The 19,916-nt window shown below is 70.2% G+C and carries 14 protein-coding genes; 7 read left to right on the top strand and 7 right to left on the bottom strand.

Going from position 1 to position 19,916, the window contains the following annotated elements; genetic code table 11:
* Positions 1-25: 25 nt before the first annotated feature.
* The gene (locus tag ODJ79_RS17655) at positions 26-2,296 is read right to left on the bottom strand and encodes a putative bifunctional diguanylate cyclase/phosphodiesterase (protein WP_263024567.1); all 2,271 of its coding nucleotides are present in this window, start codon (positions 2,294-2,296) and stop codon (positions 26-28) included.
* A 148-nt stretch (positions 2,297-2,444) separates the two neighbouring features.
* Between ODJ79_RS17655 and ODJ79_RS17650 the strand changes: the two genes are divergently transcribed.
* A complete protein-coding gene (locus ODJ79_RS17650; RefSeq protein ID WP_263024566.1) occupies positions 2,445-2,810 on the top strand; it encodes a VOC family protein in 366 nt (121 codons plus the stop codon).
* Here the strand turns inward: ODJ79_RS17650 and ODJ79_RS17645 are convergent.
* Complete coding sequence (locus tag ODJ79_RS17645; RefSeq protein ID WP_411267331.1) at positions 2,780-4,042, bottom strand: FAD-dependent monooxygenase; 1,263 nt, start codon at positions 4,040-4,042, stop codon at positions 2,780-2,782. The two genes, ODJ79_RS17650 and ODJ79_RS17645, sit on opposite strands and share 31 nt — an antisense overlap.
* Before the next feature lie 41 nt (positions 4,043-4,083).
* Here ODJ79_RS17645 and ODJ79_RS17640 point away from each other — a divergent pair, with 41 nt between their 5' ends.
* Positions 4,084-4,968: a TetR/AcrR family transcriptional regulator C-terminal domain-containing protein gene (locus ODJ79_RS17640; RefSeq protein WP_263024564.1), complete on the top strand. Its 885-nt coding sequence runs from the start codon at positions 4,084-4,086 to the stop codon at positions 4,966-4,968.
* 39 nt (positions 4,969-5,007) lie between these two features.
* Here the strand turns inward: ODJ79_RS17640 and ODJ79_RS17635 are convergent, their stop codons facing one another.
* Complete coding sequence (locus ODJ79_RS17635; protein ID WP_263024563.1) at positions 5,008-6,702, bottom strand: glycoside hydrolase family 13 protein; 1,695 nt, start codon at positions 6,700-6,702, stop codon at positions 5,008-5,010.
* Between the two features lie 82 nt (positions 6,703-6,784).
* On the opposite strand from ODJ79_RS17635, the gene ODJ79_RS17630 reads away from it, so the two are divergent.
* From ODJ79_RS17630 to ODJ79_RS17615, 4 genes are all read left to right on the top strand, one after another.
* Complete coding sequence (locus ODJ79_RS17630) at positions 6,785-7,789, top strand: glycosyltransferase family 4 protein (protein WP_263024562.1); 1,005 nt, start codon at positions 6,785-6,787, stop codon at positions 7,787-7,789.
* Positions 7,790-7,946: 157 nt separating this feature from the next.
* Entirely contained in the window at positions 7,947-9,101 is a 1,155-nt protein-coding gene (locus ODJ79_RS17625; protein WP_263024561.1) for a glycosyltransferase, read from the top strand.
* A complete protein-coding gene (locus ODJ79_RS17620; RefSeq protein ID WP_263024560.1) occupies positions 9,098-10,180 on the top strand; it encodes a glycosyltransferase in 1,083 nt (360 codons plus the stop codon). The genes ODJ79_RS17625 and ODJ79_RS17620 overlap by 4 nt, the downstream gene beginning before the upstream one ends.
* 8 nt (positions 10,181-10,188) lie before the next feature.
* Positions 10,189-11,667, top strand: a complete 1,479-nt coding sequence (locus ODJ79_RS17615; RefSeq protein ID WP_263024559.1) for a glycoside hydrolase family 130 protein — start codon at positions 10,189-10,191, stop codon at positions 11,665-11,667.
* 23 nt (positions 11,668-11,690) lie between these two features.
* Here the strand turns inward: ODJ79_RS17615 and ODJ79_RS17610 are convergent, their stop codons facing one another.
* Positions 11,691-12,515 carry a methyltransferase domain-containing protein gene (locus ODJ79_RS17610; RefSeq protein WP_263024558.1) on the bottom strand — a complete coding sequence of 275 codons (825 nt, stop codon included), beginning with the start codon at positions 12,513-12,515 and terminating at the stop codon, positions 11,691-11,693.
* A 134-nt stretch (positions 12,516-12,649) separates the two neighbouring features.
* On the opposite strand from ODJ79_RS17610, the gene ODJ79_RS17605 reads away from it, so the two are divergent.
* Positions 12,650-13,681 (top strand): Gfo/Idh/MocA family oxidoreductase, encoded by a 1,032-nt coding sequence (locus ODJ79_RS17605; protein WP_263024557.1) that lies wholly within the window; start codon positions 12,650-12,652, stop codon positions 13,679-13,681.
* A 15-nt stretch (positions 13,682-13,696) separates the two neighbouring features.
* On the opposite strand, the gene ODJ79_RS17600 is transcribed toward ODJ79_RS17605, so the two are convergent.
* The 3 genes from ODJ79_RS17600 to ODJ79_RS17590 all read right to left on the bottom strand — a co-directional run bounded on the left by ODJ79_RS17600 (position 13,697) and on the right by ODJ79_RS17590 (position 19,872).
* Complete coding sequence (locus tag ODJ79_RS17600) at positions 13,697-14,566, bottom strand: alpha/beta fold hydrolase (protein WP_263024556.1); 870 nt, start codon at positions 14,564-14,566, stop codon at positions 13,697-13,699.
* Between the two features lie 72 nt (positions 14,567-14,638).
* Positions 14,639-18,190 (bottom strand): discoidin domain-containing protein, encoded by a 3,552-nt coding sequence (locus ODJ79_RS17595; RefSeq protein ID WP_263024555.1) that lies wholly within the window; start codon positions 18,188-18,190, stop codon positions 14,639-14,641.
* A 95-nt stretch (positions 18,191-18,285) separates the two neighbouring features.
* Positions 18,286-19,872, bottom strand: a complete 1,587-nt coding sequence (locus ODJ79_RS17590) for a glycoside hydrolase family 13 protein (protein ID WP_263024554.1) — start codon at positions 19,870-19,872, stop codon at positions 18,286-18,288.
* Positions 19,873-19,916 lie beyond the last annotated feature (44 nt).

Here is a 19,916-nt window from a genome sequence, read left to right as displayed (position 1 = left end):
CGAAGAAGCGGCCGCGGCCGGCGGTTCAGGCCGCGACCGTGCGCTCGATCCAGTGCTTCAGGTTCGCCGGGCGGTCGGCCTTGCCGTAGAACCAGCCCTGCACCAGGTCGCATCCCTGGGCACGCAGCCAGTCCCGCTGCGTCTCGGTCTCCACGCCCTCGGCCACCACCCGGTGCCCCATCGCGTGGGTCATCGCCAGCACCGCGCGGACGATCGGCTCGTTCGCCCCGGTCTGGCCGATGTCGTTGATGAACGAGCGATCGATCTTGACGATGCCGACCGGCAGGCGGTGCAGATACGACAGCGACGAATAGCCGGTGCCGAAGTCGTCGATGCAGAGCGTGACGCCGAGCGCGTGCAGGGCGTTCAGCGTGAGCAGCGCCGACTCGATGTCCTCCATCACGCCGGACTCGGTGATCTCCAGCCAGAGCGCCTCGGGCGGCAGGCCGGTCTCCCGCAGGATCTCGTCGACGACGGTCACGAGGGAGCCGTTGCGCAGCTGGCGGACGGCCACGTTGACCGAGACGTGCAGCGGGCGCGCGTCCGGGCCGCGGCTCTCGATCCAGGACTGGAGCTGGCGGACCGACTCGCGGAGCAGCCAGGTGCCCATCTCCTCGATCATGCCGGTCTCCTCGGCGACCGGGATGAACTCCATCGGCGAGACGAAGCCGAGCTCGGGCGAGGTCCAGCGCATCAGCGCCTCGAAACCGTCCAGCTCCTCGGTCGGCAGGTCGATGATCGGCTGGAAGTGCACCTCCAGCTCGTTCCGCTCGACCGCGCCGCGCAGCGCCTGCTCGAGCTTCACCCGGTCGCGGACCTTCTCGCGCAGCGAGGTGTCGAACATCGCGTACGTGTTGCGTCCGGAGCCCTTGGCCTTGTTCATCGCGGTGTCCGCGTCCCGGATCAGCTCGAGCGCGTGCGCCCCGCCGGTCGACTTGGCCAAGCCGATCGACGCGGAGATCGCGACGTCGCCGACGGACAGCTCGAACGGGTGGGCCAGCTCGATCAGCAGCCGGTCGGCCAGCGACTCGGCCAGGCGCAGGTGCGAGGGGCTGGCCAGGGCGATCACGAACTCGTCGCCGCCGATCCGGGCCACCACGTCCTCGGCGCGGACCTGCTCGCCGAGCCGGCCCGCGACCTTGCAGAGCAGCTCGTCGCCGACCTGGTGACCCCAGTGGTCGTTGATCATCTTGAACCGGTCGAGGTCGATGAAGAGCAGGCTGATCTCGAGGTGCTCGGCGATGGCCCGGTCGGCCCAGCGGGTCACCGTCTCGGAGAGCAGTTCCCGGTTGGGCAGGTCGGTGAGCGCGTCGTGGGTGGCGCGGCGGCGGGTGGCGCGCTCGGCGCGTACCCGGGAGTTGTTGGCACGCACCACCCGGGCGAGCGTCCCGAGCACGATGAGCACGCACAGCCCGGACCGGACCAGGTCGTTGGTCAGGTTGCCGGTCGGGATCAGCGAGCTGATGACGGTCGGCACCACGACGACGAGACCGATCACCGTGAGGCGCAGCGGGCCCAGGTCGCGGACCGTGACCCGCTGCGGCTCGACCAGCGCGCGGGTGGACGGGTGCAGGGCGGACGCGGCCAACAGCACGAACATCACCAGGAACAGCGCGTCCACGACCTGCTGCGGTACGTTGAGCAGTTGCACGTCGCGCAGGCAGAACAGCAGGTCGGCGGCGAACATCGCGATCGAGGCGACGATCAGCAGCCACAGCGACGGCGTCCGCGCCCCGCCGGCCAGAATCAGCTGCGCCACCATGACCAGCAGCACCGCGTCGATGATCGGGAAGATCGCGTCGACGACCTGCACCGGCGAGAGCAGGGACGAGGTGACCGCCGGACCGATCAGGAGCGTCCACAGGAGAAAGGCCGCGGCCAGTCCGACCAGGATCGCGTCGACCCGGGCCGGGTCGTCGTCGGCGGCCCGGCGGCGCCGCAGCATCACGGCGAGCGCGTAACCGAGGCAGAGGTACGCCGGCACGACGATGCCGTCCGGAATGAGCGTGAGCGCCGAGGGCGGGTCGGCCACCGTGGCCGGCCAGATGACCCGGATCAGGCTCGCGAGGACGAACGCGTAGGAGCCGACCAGGATCAGCCGCCACGGGGTGCGGTCGGCCGGGTCGAGGTTGCGCCGCGGCCCGACATGGAACGCCACCAAGCCGGCGATCATGATGAGCGCGCTCGCCGGGGCCTGGATCCATTCCGGCCCGAAGCTATAGACAGCGACCACGTACAGGCCGAAGAAGGCATACAGCCAAGCCGGACGTGCGGACGGGGCGTCAACTCTGGTCACGTCCTTCCATCGGCAGCTCCGCGGAAGGGTTGACAACTCCGGGCGACATAGTTTACGAGGTGTTATTACCCGTTTTGAACCCGAAATATCGCCGCTGAGGCACCAGATACTGACAACAGGTGTCAGCCTTTGGCGACAGGATCCAGGCATGACTGGTTTCGCGACTCTTGCCCTGATCAACCTCGACGCCGAGGACCCGGCCGCGCTGGCCACCTTCTACTCCGCCGTGCTCGGCTGGGAGGTGCTGCACAGCGAGGGCGACTACGCCATGATCGGCGACGGCACGACGAGCATCGGTTTCGGCCGGGTGCCCGGCTATGCGGCGCCCGGCTGGCCGGTCGAGGCCGCGCCCAAGCGCTACCACCTGGACTTCTACGTGGACGACCTGGACAAGGCCGAGGAGCAGGCGCTGGCGCTCGGCGCGACCAAGCCGGCCGAGCAGCCCACGCCGGACCGCTGGCGCGTGCTGCTCGACCCGGCCGGTCACCCGTTCGACATCTGCGTACGCAGCTGACCGTAGTCCTTGAGGGTGATCGCCTCGGCCTTGGTGAACTGCTTCTCGACCATGCCCTTCATCGGCCAGACGCCCATCATCCGCATCGACAACGCCCGCAACCGGATCATGAACCGGCCGTTGGGGGCGAACATCTCGACGCCGCCCGGCGGCAGTTGGGTGCCCTCGGCGACGTAGTCGGCCATCTCCCGCTGGTACGCGGCGAACCCCTCCTCCGGGGTCTTCGCCGCGGCCAGCTCGCCGGCCAGCACGTACGCGCCGACCAGGCTCATGCTGGTGCCCATGCCGGCCAGCGGGGTGCCGCAGTAGCCGGCGTCGCCGAGCAGGACGACCCGGCCGCGCGCCCACCTCTCGACCGTCACCTTGCTGACCTCGTCGAAGTAGAAGTCCGGGGCGTCCGGCATGGCCCGCAGCAGGTCCGGCACCCGCCAGCCGACCTTGTCGAACTTCGCCGACAGCAGCGCGATCTGCTGGGCCCGGTCCAGCCGGCCATATTGCTCCTTCGTCCGGAACGAGAGGCTGGCCTTGGCCGTTCCGCCGCGCTCCGGCCGGATCCCGGCCACCCGGCCGCCCGGCGCGTTGTACATCTCGAACCAGTTGTCCAGGTCGCCCGGGTCCGGGACGGTGAAGTAGGACCCGTAGGCCCCGAGCGGCTGGACGAACTCACGGTGCGGCCCGAAGGCGAGCTTGCGCACCCCCGAGCGCACTCCGTCGGCGCCGACCACCACGTCGTACCGCTCGCGCCGCCCACCGGCGAAGAAGACGTCACCCTCCGGCGTCAGGTCGGTGACCTGGTCGCCGAAGCGCCAGTCCACGTCGGCCGCGGTGGCCTCGTACAGGATCCGGGCGAGGTCGCCGCGCGCGATCTCGATCTCGGCGACGATGCCCTCGCCGCCGAACAGGTCGGCCGGCATCGCGCCCAGCCGCTTGCCGCGCGCGTCGACCATCGCCCAGCCGCGCTCGTCGACCTGGTGCGTCCTGATCGCGTCGCGGATGCCCATTCGCTCGACGACGCCGCGGGCGGCGCCCCGGACGTCGACCGCGTGCCCGCCCGGGCGCGGCTCCGGCGCCCGCTCGACGATCGTGACCTCGGCGCCGGCGCGGTGGAGCCAGAACGCCAACGCCGGCCCGGCGATGCCCCCGCCGGAAATCAGAACCCGCATACCCCGCTCCTCTGCGTACTCTGTTATTTGCGTACTAGTGAGAGTAGGAGAGCGTGTTGCGGCAGGCAAACCGCACTAGTACGCTCCACTCCAGAACGGGAGGTGTACTAGTGCACCCGTATCGACGGATCGTCGAGGATGTCCGCCGGCGCATCGAGACCGGCGAGCTCCAGCCGGGCGACCGGGTGCCCTCGGCCCGGCAGATCACCAGCGAGTGGGGCGTCGCGATCGCCACCGCCACCAAGGCGCACGCGACCATGCGCGAGGAGGGGCTGACCGTGGCCCGCCCCGGCGTCGGCACCGTGGTGGCCGGCCCGGCGCCGCGCGGCGACCACGAGCTGACCCGGGAGCGGATCGTCGCGGCCGCGATCGCGATCGCCGACGCCGAGGGGATGGCCGAGCTGACCATGCGGCGCATCGCGAGCCGGCTCGGCGTCTCGACGATGGCGCTCTACCGGCACGTGCCGGGCAAGGAGGAGCTCACCCTCGCGATGATCGACACGGCGATCGGCGAGTTCGCGCTGCCCGCCCATCCGCCGCACTGGCGGGCCTCGCTCGAGATCTGCGCTCGGCTCGAGTGGGCGGGATTCAAGCGGCACCCCTGGCTCGCCGCCTCGATGTCGCTGACCCGCCCGCAGATGGCGCCGAACGCGATGCGGCTCAGCGAGTGGGTGATGGCCGCCTTCGAGAGCACCGGCCTGAACCAGCCCGATCGCATGTACATCCAGGTGCTGCTGTTCAGCTTCGTCCGGGGCGTGGCCAGCGCGCTGGAGCCGGAGGCCGAGGCGGTCCGGGACAGCGGGCTGACCAACGACCAGTGGATGCAGGCGCAGACCTCCACGATCGCCGCCCTGCTGGCGGCCGAGCGGATGCCGCAGTTCCAGCGGCTGCTGACCAGCCCGTTCGACCTCGACCTGGACATGCTGTTCGACTTCGGGCTGGCCCGTCTGCTCGACGGCCTGGTCCCGTTCGTCGCCCAGCGGACCCGGCGGTAGACCACGACGCTCAGCGGACGCGGCGGAAGACCACGACGTTCAGCTGACTCGGCGGTAGACCACGACCTGCCACGGCGCGAGCGTCAGGCCCGTCGGCGCCGCCACGTTGGTGAGGACCAGCTCGGCCTCCTCCCAGGCGATCGCGTCCTCGATCTCGGCACGCACGGTGTCGCCGGTGAAGTTTCCGACGACCAGCAGCTCGGTGCCGTTCAGCCGCCGGGTGAACGCGTACAGGCGCTCGTCGTTGGGCAGCAGCATGGTGAAGTCGCCGTCGACCACGGCCGGCTCCTCGTGCCGCAGCTTGATCAGCTTGCGGTAGTGGTGGAACACCGAGTCCGGGTCGGCCCGCTCCGCCTTCGCGTTGATCTGCGGGTAGTTCGGGTTCACCGCGAGCCATGGCGTCCCGCTGGTGAAGCCGGCATGCGGGGAGTCGTCCCACTGCATCGGCGTACGCGCGTTGTCCCGTCCCCGTGCCCGCAGCACGGTGAGCACCTCCTCCGGCGCCCGCCCCTCCTGCACGGTCGCCTGGTGGTACTGGCCGAGCGCCTCGATGTCCCGGAAGTCGTCGATCGAGCGGAACGGGTAGTTGGTCATGCCCAGCTCCTCGCCCTGGTAGACGTAGGGCGTTCCGCGGTGCAGGTGCAGCACCGTGCCGAGCATCTTGGCCGCGGCGACCCGGTGCGCGGGCGAGTCGTCGCCGTACCGGGAGACCACCCGCGGCTGGTCGTGGTTGTTCCAGTAGAGACTGTTCCACCCGACCTTGGCGAGGCCGGCCTGCCAGCGCCCGAAGATCCCCTTGAGGACGGTCAGCCGGAGCGGGACCAGGCGCCAAGGGTCGCCGCCGCGGTCCGCCCAGACGTGGTCGAAGTGGAAGACCATGTCGACCTCGTGCCGGTCCTGGTCGGTGAACTTGATCGCCTCGTCGACCGTCACCCCGGGCATCTCCCCCACGGTGAGCATGCCCTCGCGGCCGGCGAAGACCTGGTCGTGCATCTCCCGCAGGAACTCGTGGTTGCGCGGACCATTCATGTACGAGGCGGAGCCGTCCCCGTAAGCGGCGCCGGCCGTCAGCCGGCCGTCGGTGAGCGGCTGCACCTTGGAGATCATGTTGATGACGTCCATCCGGAAGCCGTCCACGCCCCGGTCGAGCCACCACCGCATCATCGCGTACACGGCCGACCGGACCTCGGGGTTCTCCCAGTTGAGGTCGGGCTGCTTCGCCGAGAACAGATGCAGGTAGTACTCGCCGGTCCGTTTGTCGTATTCCCAGGCCGGGCCGCCGAACACCGAGCCCCAGTTGGTCGGCTCAGCGCCCGGCGTGCCGGGCTCCATGCCCTCGCGGGCCGGCCGCCACCAGTACCAGTCCCGCTTCGGGTTGTCGGTGCTCGACCGGCTCTCGACGAACCAGGGGTGCTCGTCCGAGCTGTGGTTCACGACCAGATCCATGATCAGCTTCATGTTCCGGGCATGAGCCGCCGCCAGCAGTTCGTCGAAGGTCGCGAGATCGCCGAAGAGGGGGTCGACGTCCTGGTAGTCGCTGATGTCGTAGCCGTTGTCGTCCTGCGGTGACCGGTAGATCGGGGAGAGCCAGAGCACGTCGACGCCGAGCTCGGCCAGGTGATCGAGATGGTCGATGATGCCGCGCAGATCGCCCATGCCGTCGCCGTCGGCATCGGCGAAGCTGCGTGGGTATATCTGGTAAACGACCGCGCTCTTCCACCAGAGATCCGTCATCCGTCTTCTTTAACACGAGAACGCCGGCCGGAGGGCATGGGCATACTATGTGGGTGCTAACTACCAGAAAGCGGCATTTGTCATGAAGGTGGCGCTGCTGGGGCCGATCGCCTGGCGCACGCCGCCGCTGCACTACGGCCCCTGGGAACTGATCACCAGCCTGCTGGCCGAGGGGCTGACCGCGCGCGGCGTCGACGTCACGCTCTTCGCGACGCTCGACTCGGTCACCAAGGCCGCCCTGGACGGGGTGAGCCCGGCCGGGTACGAGGAGAGTCCCGAGCTCGACGGCCGGGTGTGGGAGGCGCTGCACGTCAGCCACGCGCTGTCCCGGTCCGGCGAGTTCGACCTCGTGCACAACCATCTGGACTGGTTGCCGCTCGCGTTCTCCCAGCACTGCGCCGCGCCGATGCTCACCACGATCCACGGCTTTTCCGGGCGGCACATTCTGCCGGCCTACGAACGGGGAAACTCGGCCTACGTCTCGATCTCCGACAGCGACCGATCTCCATTGCTGTCCTACGTCGGAACCGTCCATCACGGCATCGATCTGTCGACGCTCCCGGTTTCCGTCGCACCTGATTCGTCCGATTTAATCATCTTTGGCCGTATCCATCCGGACAAAGGCACCGACCTGGCCATCGAGATCGCCCGGCGGACCGGTCGTCGCCTCGTCATCTGCGGGATCATCCAGGATCACGCCTTCTACGAGTCCCGGGTGGCCCCCGAGATCGACGGCGACCGGGTCGTCTACCTGGGCTCGGTCGGGCCGGCCGACCGCGGGCGGATCCTCGGCTCGGGCGCGGCGCTGCTGCACCCGATCCGGTTCGCCGAGCCGTTCGGGCTCTCCGTGGTGGAGGCGATGGCCTGCGGGACACCGGTGATCGCGTACCGGAAAGGCTCGATGCCGGAGATCGTCGACGAGGGCGTCACCGGCCGGCTGGTGACCGGCCTCGACGAGGCGGCGGCGGCGGTCGAGGGCATCGACGCGATCGACCGGGCCGGGTGCGCGCGGCGCGCCCGGGAACGGTTCTCGGCCGACCGCATGGTCGACGACTACCTGGCAATTTACCGCAATATCGTCAGTTGAATGGCCGTACTTGTTAACGTCGCAATGTGAATTGCGCGTTAATCGGGGTAATTTCCCGGGCAGCTGCAATGACGTTTGCACGAGGCCCGCACCGTGCCGATCGTGCGCGCTTAGTCGTGCTGCGAGTAGGCAGCCGCGAACCGAGAAAGGCCCTGTCATGACGGCCACGTACGGCTTTCTGAGCACATACCCGCCCACTCAATGCGGTTTGGCCACTTTCAATGCGGCACTCGCCACTCAGCTGAATACCGGCGGGGGCGCTGGGGTCGTCCGGCTGCTCGCCAGCGACAACGTGAGCGGCGGCATCGACCTCGACCGCGGCGCGCCCCGGGTCGTGCACACCTGGCACACCGACAACAGGGGTGGCTGGCCCGCGGCGGCCGACGCGCTGAACCGGTTCGACGTGGCGATCCTCCAGCACGAGTACGGGATCTACCCGGGCGACGCCGGCGCCGAGGTTCTGCCGCTGCTGCGCGCCCTCGACATCCCCTCGATCGTCGTGCTGCACACCGTGCTGAGCCATCCCGACCCGCTGCAGCGGCAGGTCCTCGAGCGGATCGCCGCCACCGCCGACGCGGTGGTCACCATGACCGACACCGCCCGCAAGCGGCTGCTGGCCGGGTACGCCGTGGACCCGCGCAAGATCTCGGTGATCCCGCACGGCGCCGGCAGCCACGAGCGCGCGCCGCGCGAGGACCACGACCGGCCGCACCTGCTCAGCTGGGGGCTGCTCGGCCCCGGCAAGGGCATCGAGTGGGCGCTGCGCGCGCTCGCGCTGCTGGCCGACCGGTCGCCGAGGCCGATCTACACCGTCGCCGGCCGCACCCACCCCAAGGTGCTGGAGCAGCACGGGGACGCGTACCGGAACTCCTTGAAAGCCCTCGCCGGCTCGCTCGGGGTGACCGACGACGTGCTCTGGCGCGACGAGTACCTGGACGAGGCGGCGCTGTCCCGCTTGATCCGCTCGGCCGACGTGGTGGTGCTGCCCTACGACTCCACCGAGCAGGTCACCTCGGGCGTGCTGATCGAGGCGGTCGGCGCCGGCGTGCCGGTGGTGGCCACCGAGTTCCCGCACGCGGTCGAGCTGCTCGCCGACGGCCCCGGGCTGGTGGTGCCGCACCAGGATCCGGAGGCGATGGCGGCCGCGATCGGGCACCTGATCGCCGAACCGGGGCTGGCCGGCCGCCTGACCGGGCTGGCCGGTGGGCCGACGCTGCGCTGGCCCGCCGTGGCCGCGCGGTATCAGGCGCTGGCCGGTCGTCTGCTGTCCGCACGCGCCCTGGCGCCGATCGCCGCGTCCGTCCCGGCATGAGCGTGGGCCTGCGGCTCGTGCCGCCGCCGATCCAGCTGTCGGACGCCCCACCACCGTCGTTCAGCCACGTCGCCCGCCTCTCCGACGACACGGGGCTGCTCGAGCACGCGCGCAACGCGATCGTCCGGCGCGAGCACGGCTACTGCGTCGACGACGTCGGCCGGGGCCTGCTCGTCGCCAGCCGGGAGCCGCGCCCGTCGCCGCAGGTCGTCGGCCTGGCCGAGCGCTACCTGGCGTTCCTCACCCACGCGCAGGGGCCGGACGGCGCCTTCCGCAACCGGATGAGCTACGACCGGCGCTGGACCGACGAGCCCGGCCTCGGCGACTGGTGGGGGCGCGCGCTCTGGGGGCTGGGCACGGCCGCGGCGCGCTCGACCGCGCCGTGGATCCGGCGCGAGGCCCGCCTGGCGTTCCGCTTGGGGACGCAGCAACGCTCGACCTGGCCGAGGGCGATGGCGTACGCGGGGCTGGGCGCGGCCGAGGTCTTGCGGATGGACTCGCGCGACCCGGACGCCGCGGCGCTCCTTCGCGACGCCGCGGCCGCGGTCGGGGTCCCCGGGCCCAACCCGTCCTGGGTCTGGCCCGATGAGCACCTCACCTACGCCAACCCGACGATGGCCGAGGTGGTGATCGCGGCCGGCGACCTGCTCGGCGACGAGCCGCTGCTGCGGGCCGGCCTGCGCATGCTCGCCTGGCTGTGCCGCGAGCAGGACAACAACGGCCACCTGTCCACCGTCCCGGTCGGCGGCTGGCGGCCCGGGCAGCCCAAACACCGCTTCGACCAGCAGCCGATCGAGGCCGCCGCGACCGCCGACGCCTGCGCCACCGCCGCCGCGATCACCGGCGACGATCGGTGGGACGCCCCGCTATTTCAGTCAATTGCCTGGTTTCTGGGCGATAACGACACCCAGACAGTCATGTACGACGCCCTTACCGGCGGATGTTATGACGGATTAACGGCAGATGGTCCTAATCTGAATCAAGGAGCCGAATCCACCCTCGCGCTCGTCTCCACGCTGCAGCACGCTCGCACGCTGGCGACCCGGAGCGCGACCCGACCGTCAGGCGGCCTAGCGTGACCGCAACCATGAATTCCCAGACCTATGTCACTCGGCACGAGATCGTCATGCAGCCGGACGACCGGCGCGTGGTGATCAAGCTGTTCGTCCCCGGCGAAGACCACCAGATGGTGCAGAACCGGGCCTCCAACATGATCGAGCGCATCCTGCGGCTCGACGACGCGGAGACCGCCCGCCTGCTGGAGGATGTGGTGAACCGGTTCGCGGGCCGGCACCAGGACCTGCTGGCGACCTTCCAGCATCACTACGAGCTGGTCCAGCACCGCGTGCCGGCCGAGGTCGAGCTGTCGTCGACCGCGCGCCACCTGATCGGCGCCTACTTCAGCCACGAGTTCTCGGTCGAGTCCGCAGCCCTGTGCAACCCGTCGATGGTGCCGCACCCCGACCAGACCGAGATGGCGCCGGACGAGCTGCGGGTGGCGATGAGCCTGCGCCAGATCGGCGAGGGGCACATCTCCTCGATCGGGTTCTGCTCGGCGGTCCTCGGCCCCGGCGACGCGATCAGGCTCGAGGATCGCAGCGGCCCGCTGGTGATCGGCCAACGCGTCGGGGCGATGCACTGGCGCAACCAGCTCACCGCGGCGCTGATCGACGAGGAGATCGACAACGAGGCCTCCGCGTACGTCGTGTCGGCCCTCCCCGACCGGTTCAGCGACGAGGAGTTCGAGGATGTGATGACGCACATCCCCGCCGAGCTGCTGACCCGCCAGACCACCCAGGAGACGCTGGACCACATCCGGCACATCGTGAGCGAGGACTATGCGGTGGGCTTCCCGGCCACGACACCGCTGCACCAACGCGTCATGTGGCCGGCGACCCGGGCGGAGCGCAACGGCATGGAGGACGCGCGCTTCGTTCAGCACCTGGACCCGGACGGTCGGCTCACCTACCAGGGGACCTACACGGCGTACGACGGCTATCACATCGCCGGCCGGGTCATCTTCTCCCGCGACCTGCGGCATTTCGAGGTGACCCAGTTGCACGGGCCCGCGGCGAAGAACAAGGGCATGGCGCTGTTCCCGCGCTACGTGGGCGGCCGGAAGCTGGCCCTGTGCCGCTCCGACGGCGAGACGCTGGGCCTGAGCGTGCGCGACGCGCAGCACCGCTGGCAGCCGTCGGTGCCGCTGCTGGTACCGCACCGCGGCTGGGACCTGATCCAGGTGGGCAACTGCGGCTCCCCGATCGAGACGGAGGCCGGCTGGCTGGTCCTGACCCACGGCGTCGGCCCGATGCGCCGCTACGGGCTGGGTGCCATGCTCCTCGACCTGGAGAACCCGGAACGGGTGATCGCCGACCTGCCCGACGGCCTGCTGCACCCGGACGAGGTCGAGCGCGAAGGCTACGTCCCCAACGTCCTCTACTCCTGCGGCGGCCTCCTGCACGACGGCCGGCTGTGGATCCCGTACGGCGCGAGCGACGTCCGGATCGGTTTCGCCAGCGTCGACCTGGACGAGCTCCTGAGCCGGATGGCCCCCGCCGGCTCCTGACGGATCCGCGCCACCGGGCGCCGTCAACCGACCGTGCCGGTGACCACCCAGATCGTCAGGATCGCGAGGAAGTCGCCTCGCGCGCCGGCCGCGTCGACATAGGAGAACCACTCGTCCCGTACGCCCGGAGGGGTCGTCCAGGCTGCCTCGGGAACCATCGGGTTGACCATCGGCAGCACCACCGCGGCCGAGGCCGGGTCGCCGAAGACGCACGTGACCGGGGTGGCGGTCACGTCGGAGAGCCTTGCCCGGATGAGCCGGCGGCGCAGCGTGCGGCCCATGTCGCGCTGCCGGGGGGTGAGTCGGCCGTGCATGTCGGCCACGATGGTCGCGGCCAGGCGGGCCGGGACGCCGTCGAAGGCCAGCGACTCCCAGTCGGTGTCGACCAGGCAGAGGCGGCCGCCGGGCCGGGTCACGCGGATCAGTTCGGCGAGCGCCGCGTCGGCGTCGTCGACGTGCTGGAGCACCCGCTCGCACCAGACGCCGTCGAAGCTGCCGGCCGGCAGGTTCATCGCCGAGACGTCGCCGGTCATGTACCGGACGTTGCTGCCGTCGTGCCGCTGCACGGCGGCGGCGATGGTGGCGGCCGAGTAGTCGAGGGCGACGACCTCGCCGGCCGGGCCGACCTTGGTGGCCAGCCACCGCGCCACGTCGCCCGCGCCGGAGCCCGCGTCCAGCAGCCGCTCACCGGGGCGCGGGCGCAGCGCCTGCCACGCGGTCTCCCGTACCCGGCGGATCTCGGGGTGACGGCCCATCGCCTCGAGCGCGGCGAGCAGCATGGCGGTCATCTCGCTGGGCTGACTGTCGAGGTCAGCGAAGGGGGTGCGGTCCATCTGCGCGGGCTTCATGGGGCAAATGTTGACGCACCCGCGGCGCTTTTCGCTGGCCGAGGTCACTCATCCGACAGGTAAAGATCACTGCCCGCGCACTCGCGGCCGCCCCCTTGATCGGCGAACCGGCACCGGTGTGGCAATCTTTCGGAATGAGTGACGCGGTGAAGTTCGGCCTGGTCGGTTACGGATCCGGCGGGCGCATCTTCCATGCCCCGCTGCTCGCCTCGGCGGCGAACGTCGACTTCGTCGGCGTGGTGACCCGCTCCGAGGAGCGCCGTGCCGAGCTCGCCAAGCAGCATCCGACCGCCACCGCCTTCGACTCGCTGGCCGCGCTGGCCGCCGCGGGCGCCGAGGCGGTCTCGATCTCCACCCCGGCCGCCACGCACGCCGAGGTGGCCCAGGAGGCGATCGCGCTCGGGCTGAACGTGGTCGTCGACAAGCCGTTCACGCTCGACGCCCCGAGCGCGCAGACCGTCGTGCAGGCCGCCGCGGAGAAGGGCGTGCTGCTCAGCGTCTACCAGAACCGGCGCTGGGACTCGGACCTGCGCACCGTCCGCAAGCTGATCGCCGAGGGCGCCCTCGGCACGATCCGGCGCTTCGAATCGCGGTTCGAGCGCTGGGCCCCCGAGCGCAAGGTCCCCGCGGCCGGCGGCGGCACGCTGCTCGACTTCGGCTCGCACCTGGTCGACCAGGTGCTCCTGCTGCACGGCCCGGCGGTCCGGGTGTACGCCGAGATCCGCGGCAACGGCGAGCTCGACGACGACTTCTTCGTGGCCCTGCACCACGTCAACGGCGTCGAGTCGCACCTGTGGGGCAGCTGGCGCCAGGCCGCGCCCGGCCCGCGTTTCCGGGTCAGCGGCTCGACCGGCACCTACATCGTCGACGGCATCGACAGCATGGACGGCCAGGAGGCGCTGCTCAAGGCCGGCAAGTCCCCGGCCACCCTCGGCGACCGGTGGGGTGTCGAGCCGGAACACGCCTGGGGCCGCCTGTACCACGGGCCGACCAGCGCCCCGGTCCCGAGCGAGCGCGGCCGCTGGGACACCTACTACCCCGCGTTCGCCAAGGCCGTCCGCGGCGAGGGCAAGGTCCCGGTCGACCCGGCCGACGCCCTGCGCACGATGACCGTCCTGGACGCGGCCCGGGAGAGCGCCCGCACCGGAACCGCGGTGCGGCTCTAGGAACCCGGCCGCCGGCTATCCCGCGAGGCGGCGCAGGTCGTCGACGATCGTGCCGAGGTTGGACAGCAGCGAAAGGTGACCCTCGCCGGGGACCAGGTGGGACTCGGCGGTCGGCAGGTGCTCGGCCAGCCAGCCGCCGTGCGCGAACGGCACCATCCGGTCCTGGTCGCCCTGCCACAGCGACACCGGCACCGCGACGTCCTCCGGCCGGAAGCCCCAGTCGGCCACGAAGGCCTGGTCGTCGTCGCGCCACCCGGCGACCCCGGTGGAGAGCGCGGCGTGGAAGCTCGCCGCCAGATAGTCGGCCAGGCCGCCGGCCAGCGTTCGCTTGTCCACCTCGGAGATCAGGTCGCCGAACGCCTCGACCAGGTCGGCCGGCTTGACGTCGGCCATCCCGGCCGCCGCCGAGACCAGGAACGCGTCCAGCGCCTCGGGCCCGGCGAGGGCCGCCCCGAACTCCTGGACGTTCTCCTCGCCCATGCCGGCGAGCCAATTCAAACCCTTCGCGTCGTACGGCGCGACGCCCGCGATCGTCGCCGCCGCGCGGCAGCGCCCCGGGAGCAGGGCGGCGCAGGCCAGAGCGTGCGGGCCACCACCCGACCAGCCGAGCGTGACGAACGCCGGCGCGTCCAGGGCGTCCATCAGCGCGGCGGTGTCGGCGGCCGCGTCGGCCACCCGGCGGCCGGGGTGCGGGGTGGAGGTCGCGTACCCGGGGCGGCTGGCCTGCACGAAGCGGAAGCCGCCGGCCACGGCCGCGTCGACCAGCGGGGCGTACCGGACCGTGCCCGACGGGGTGCCGTGGTGCAGGACCAGAGGAATCGCCGAGGCCGGACCCTCGACCAGGTATTCGAGGGTGCGACCGTCGGAAAGGGTCAGATGTTCCATCCGGCGACGGTACAAGGCGGAAGGGCCCGCTGGGGACGTGCGCGGGCCCTTCCTTTTACCTAGGGAGCGGGCTCAGTTGCGGATGATCGTGAACGTGGTGGTCTGGTTCTCGATGTCCCGGTAGTTGTTGCTGAACTGGAGGTTGGTGAAGGTGGCCGAGCCGACCGCCGGGCCCTGGCCGGCCTCGGGCAGCGGGTTGGCCCAGATGCCGAAGCCGGACTTCGCGTCGTACGCGTCGCCGCTCTTCTGCGCGCCGCTGATCGTGATGTTGGTGAACGTGGTGTCCGTGATCGGGTTTTGCGGCCCGTTCTTGTAGTTGGTCTGGAACATGATTCCCGAGTAGGTCGGGTCGGTGATGTCCACATTGCTCACCCGGATGCCCTGGAACACCTTCGACGCGCTGAAGCACCAGATCGCCGGGAAGGTCTGCGCGCCCCAGAAGTGGCCGCCGGCCCGGACGATCGAGATGTTGTCGAAGACGGTCGGCGGCGAGGCGCCGAAGCCGTTCATCGGGTAGCCGAAGTCCAGCGAGCTGATGGTGATGCCCGAGTAGACCAGGGTGTCCGCGATGTAGATGTTCTTGAACGTGTTGGCGTACCCGCCGTAGACCGCGACACCGGCCGCCCGCCACGTCAGGATCGAGGTGAGGTTGGAGTAGGTGTTGTTGATCTCGTCGGAGCCGCCCGCGTCGATCGCCGAGAACAGCGCGAAGCTGTCGTCGCCGGTCGCCCGGGCCTCGTTGTTGTCGACCAGGTTGCCGGTGCTGCCGTTGGTCATGTTGATGCCGTCGGCGAACGTGTCCCGGATGCGCGAGTTCTTGATCACCATGTTGTCGGTGTTCGCGCCCCAGTACAGGCAGACCACGTGCTCGGCCCAGATGTTGTCGATGGTGATGCCGCTGACGTTGGCGAGGTCGAAGACCTTGCCGGGGCCGTCGATCCGGATGTTGTAGTTGCCGAAGTACGCGAAGTTCGCGAACGTCGACCCGTTGGCGGTGCCGTCGGCCCGGAACCCGGCGTCGGTGTTGCTCTGGCTGTCGGGCGTGAAGAACCGGGTGTACCAGGGGCCCGCGCCGATGACCTGGATGGCCCGGCCGTACACCTGCAGCTTGCTGGAGACCTGGTAGTCGCCGGCCGGCAGGTAGACGCCCGCCTTGCTGGTGTCCTGCCGGGCGGCGTCCAGCGCGTTCTGCACCGACTGCTGGTCGAAGCCGGTCGGCACGACGTACTTGGACGTGTCCGGGTTGGCGATCGGGGCAACCTGCTCGAGGTTGATGAAGTCGATCGCGATGGTGCCGGAGTTGGCCACGTCCTTCTGCAGCTTGATCGTGCTGCCGGCCGGGAACGAGCCGCTCAGCAGGATGTTCGCCTCGTCGTAGATGTGCCGCGGGTTGCTGCCGGAGTTCTGCGGCGCCGTCTCGTCGCCGTAGAGCCACGCGTACTTCGAGGTGAGCGGGAGCGTCTTGTTGAGCGTGCCGTTCACGTACACGTTGATCGAGCTGGTCGTGCCGTCCGGGATGGAGAACCGGGCGACGATCGTGTTGGTGGGGTTCCGGGTCGTCCACTGCACCGACGCGCCGGTCTGGTTGAGCGTGACGGCCTTGCGCCCGGACGCCTCGCCGGCCAGGTCGCCGATGGTCCGGTTGGGGCCGACGATTGCCGCGCCGCCGCCGAGCGTGCCGTCCTCGGCCTCGTAGGCGTCGAAGGGCATGTTGGCGCCCCGACCGACAAAGAATGATTTGTCCGAAGTGTTGTTCGCCTGCTTCACGGACAGCTCGTTGGCGTCAACCGCGATAACGGTGTGAACCGTATATTTCCCATTTACGGCGGTCCACGTGCCCAGCGAGAGCGCGGGCGAGGAGGCGCCGGCCGCCAAAACTCCTGTATACGAGCCGGTCAGCGTCTTGATCACGGTCGAACCGGACAAAACGGTCAAGGTGACGCCGTGTGCACCGGACGCCGAGGCCGCCGAGCCCTGGTTCTTGATGGTGACCGTGAAGGTGACCGTGTTGCCGGCCGACGGGTTGCCCGGCGACCAGGCGACCGACGAGGCCACCAGGTCCGACGACGACACCGGCGTGACGACGAGGTTGGCCGAGGACGTGAACGAGTTGTTCGCCTCGTTCAGCTCGATCACCGTGTTCGACTCGTCCACCTGCGCGGAGAGCGCATAGGTGCCGGCGTCGCGAGCGCCGATGTTGGCCGAGACGGTGGTCGACGCGCCCGCGGCGAGCGCGCCTACCGCGGCGGTGCCGACCTTGGTCGTACCCAGGTAGAAGTTGACGTCCGAGGCGGCCGAGGCCGCCGTGCCGCCGTTCTTGACGGTGGCCGACAGCGTCACCGCGTCGGTCTCGACCGGCGCGGCCGGCGACGAGGACAGCCCGGTGATCGTCAGGTCCGGGTTCGGCGCGGCGACGCCGATCACCTGCAACTCCGCCACCTGGCCGCTGGGCGCGCCGGTGTTCGCGGTGAAGGAGAGTCGGAGGTCCGCGGCGGTTCCGCTCACCGGGATGGTCACCGTGTTGCCCGAGGCCGGGTTGAAGGTGTACGCCGCCGAGCCGACCAGCGTGGTGAACGTCGACGAGCTCTGCTCCCGGCCGAGGACCGAGAACGTCTGCTGCCGGGTCGCCCAGGCGCTGTCCGGGTTCAGCTTGACCACGACCTGCTGGACGGTGGCGTTGGCGCCCAGCTTCACGGTCAGGTTCGCCGGGTACGCACTGCCCTCCCAGTAGGTGGCCACGTTGTCGTCGTTGGCGTTGGTCGCCACGAACGTGTAGACGGTCGAGGACGCCTCGATCGGCTTGTTGAGCGCGAGGTTGCTTCCGGTGACCGGCGTGCCGGTCCGGGTGACCGTGTTGCTGGCCGCCGACACGTTGCCGGCCGCATCCTTCGCCTTCACGTAGTAGGCGACGGTCGCCGAGTCCGGCTGGCTGTCGGTGTAGGTGAGCACGCCCGCGCCGACGCTGGTGCGCAGCACACCGTTGGCGTACACGTCGTACCCGGTGACACCGACGTTGTCGGTCGAGGCCGACCAGGTCAGCTTGATCTGGCCACTGGCCGGCTGGGTGTAGGCGAGGTTCCCGGGCGCGCTGGGCGCCTGGGTGTCGCCGGTGGCCGGCCCGTACACCTCGAGCTCGGAGAGCTGCCCGGCCGGCCAGCCGGTGTTCGCGGTGAAGGTCAGCCGGACGAACCGGGTGGTCGCCGTGGTCAGGTCCACGGTGACCGCGTTGCTCGAGGCCGGGTTGAACGTGTAGCCGGCGCTGGCCTTGAGCGTGCTGAACGTCGAGCCGTCGCTGGACCCGGAGACAGTCAGCGTCTCGGTGCGGGTGGCCCACGAGGTGGACGGCGGCAGCTTGAGGACGAGCTGGTTGACCGAGACGGCCGAGCCGAGGTCGACCTGCAGCCACTGCGGGAACGCGTTGTTCTGGCTTTCCCAGTAGGTGTTGGCGTTGCCGTCACCGGCGTTGCCGGCCGGGTAGACGTCGGTGTAGCTGCTGGCGCTGAAGGTCTTGCCGGCGGCCAGGTTGGTGCCGGCGGCGGAGGCGGCGGTCGGTGCGGAGAGGATCGCGGCCACGACCCCTACGGCCGCGGCAGCGGCCAGGAATCGTCTTCTGAATCGAGGCATGGCGGGAGCGGTGCCTTTCTTCCGTGAAAAGCCCCCGGGGATGTAGCTCCTCCTGCTCTGAAGGCGCCGGCGGTGGATCCGGCGCCCGTTCAAGGTCAGCTCAGGCGCAGCCAGACGGCGGTGTCCGGGGGGAGGCGGTCACCGTCGAGAGGGCCACTGGCGAGCAGGGAGGTCTCGTGGTCCGGCAGGGGGATCGAGGCGCCGGACATGTTGACGACGCAGGCGAAATTCGCGCCGCGGCAGTACGCGAGCACTTGCGGGTGCAGGTCGAGCCAGGCCATCTCAGCCCGGTGCAGGCCGGGCTCTTCCCGGCGCAGCGCGATCGCCGACCGGTACAGCGACAGCATCGAGTTGGGGTCGCCGGTCTGCGCCTCGACGGTCAGCCCCTTCCACTCCGGCGGCTGCGGCAGCCACGGCGAGGCGGTGCTGAAGCCGAACGGCGGCTCGTCGCCGCTCCACGGCAGCGGCACCCGGCAGCCGTCCCGGCTGTGCCCACGCCGCGCCCACATCGGATCTTGAAAGGACGAGGGCGGGATGTTCTCGTTCTCCCAGAGGCCGAGCTCGTCGCCCTGGTAGAGGTAGGTGGCGCCGGGCAGCGACAACGACAGCAGCGCGGCGGCCCGGGCGCGGCGGGTGCCGAGCTCGAGGTCGACCGGGGTGCCGTCCAGGTTGTTGTCGAAGCTGAAGGTGGTGTCCTCGCGGCCGTACCGGGTGACGTGCCGGGTGACGTCGTGGTTGGAGAGCACCCAGGTGGCCGGCGCACCGACCGCGGCGTGCGCGTCGAGGGTGCGGTCGATGGAGGCACGCATCAGCGCCGGGTCCCAGGCGCAGCCGAGGAGGTCGAAGTTGAACGCCGCGTGCAGCTCGTCCGGGCGCAGGTAGTTGGCGAACCGCTCGACGTCGGGCATCCAGACCTCGCCGATCAGGGCGCGATCACCGTCGTACGAGTCGGCCACCCGGCGCCAGGCCCGGTACACGTCGTGCACCTCGTCCAGGTCGTGGAACGGATGCGGTGCCCCGTCCCGTACCTCGGGCAGGTCTTTGTCCTTGAAGAGCAGCGCCGCGGAGTCGATCCGGATGCCGTCGACCCCGCGGTCGAACCAGAACCGCAGGATGCTCTCGAACTCGGCGCGCACGTCCGGGTGGTCCCAGTTGAGGTCGGGCTGCTCGGGCGTGAACAGATGCAGATACCAAAGGCCATCGGGGGTACGGGTCCAGGTCGTGCCGCCGAACTCCCCTCGCCAGTCCGTCGGCATCTCGTCGCCGTTCGCGCCCCGCCCCGGCCGGAACCAGAAGTAGTCGCGTTCCTTCGCCGAGGGTGCGGCCAGCGCCGCCTTGAACCACGGGTGCTCGCTGGAGATATGGTTCGGAACGATGTCGACGATCATGCGGATACCGACCGCGTGCGCCTCCTCGACCAGCGCCTCGGCCCCGGCGAGGGTGCCGAAGACCGGGTCGATGTCGCGGAAGTCGGCCACGTCGTAGCCGGCGTCGGCCATCGGCGACGGGTACCACGGGCTCATCCAGATCGCGTCGATGCCGAGGTCGCGCAGGTGCCCCAGGTGCGCGCGGATGCCGTCGATGTCCCCGATGCCGTCGCCGTTCGCGTCGGCGAAGCTTCTCGGGTACACCTGGTAGATCACCGCGCTCCTCCACCACGGACCACCGTCTGTTGTGGACACAAGCACCTGCTTTCTGCATGGTCAGCTAGGCCCGGGTGACCCGG

Origin of the sequence: Actinoplanes sp. KI2 (assembly GCF_025630775.1) — a bacterium.
Lineage (GTDB): Bacteria > Actinomycetota > Actinomycetes > Mycobacteriales > Micromonosporaceae > Actinoplanes.
The sequence above is the reverse complement of the archived record's forward strand: the minus strand, read 5'-3'. Positions and strand labels throughout refer to the sequence as shown.

Bases quoted from the DNA above. Each gene is read 5' to 3' on its own strand.
- ODJ79_RS17650 (WP_263024566.1), top strand. From the start codon at position 2,445: ATGACTGGTTTCGCGACTCTTGCCCTGATCAACCTCGACGCCGAGGAC.
- ODJ79_RS17635 (WP_263024563.1), bottom strand. From the start codon at position 6,702: ATGACGGATCTCTGGTGGAAGAGCGCGGTCGTTTACCAGATATACCCA.
- ODJ79_RS17630 (WP_263024562.1), top strand. From the start codon at position 6,785: ATGAAGGTGGCGCTGCTGGGGCCGATCGCCTGGCGCACGCCGCCGCTG.
- ODJ79_RS17625 (WP_263024561.1), top strand. From the start codon at position 7,947: ATGACGGCCACGTACGGCTTTCTGAGCACATACCCGCCCACTCAATGC.
- ODJ79_RS17620 (WP_263024560.1), top strand. From the start codon at position 9,098: ATGAGCGTGGGCCTGCGGCTCGTGCCGCCGCCGATCCAGCTGTCGGAC.
- ODJ79_RS17615 (WP_263024559.1), top strand. From the start codon at position 10,189: ATGAATTCCCAGACCTATGTCACTCGGCACGAGATCGTCATGCAGCCG.
- ODJ79_RS17610 (WP_263024558.1), bottom strand. From the start codon at position 12,515: ATGAAGCCCGCGCAGATGGACCGCACCCCCTTCGCTGACCTCGACAGT.
- ODJ79_RS17605 (WP_263024557.1), top strand. From the start codon at position 12,650: ATGAGTGACGCGGTGAAGTTCGGCCTGGTCGGTTACGGATCCGGCGGG.
- ODJ79_RS17600 (WP_263024556.1), bottom strand. From the start codon at position 14,566: ATGGAACATCTGACCCTTTCCGACGGTCGCACCCTCGAATACCTGGTC.
- ODJ79_RS17595 (WP_263024555.1), bottom strand. From the start codon at position 18,190: ATGCCTCGATTCAGAAGACGATTCCTGGCCGCTGCCGCGGCCGTAGGG.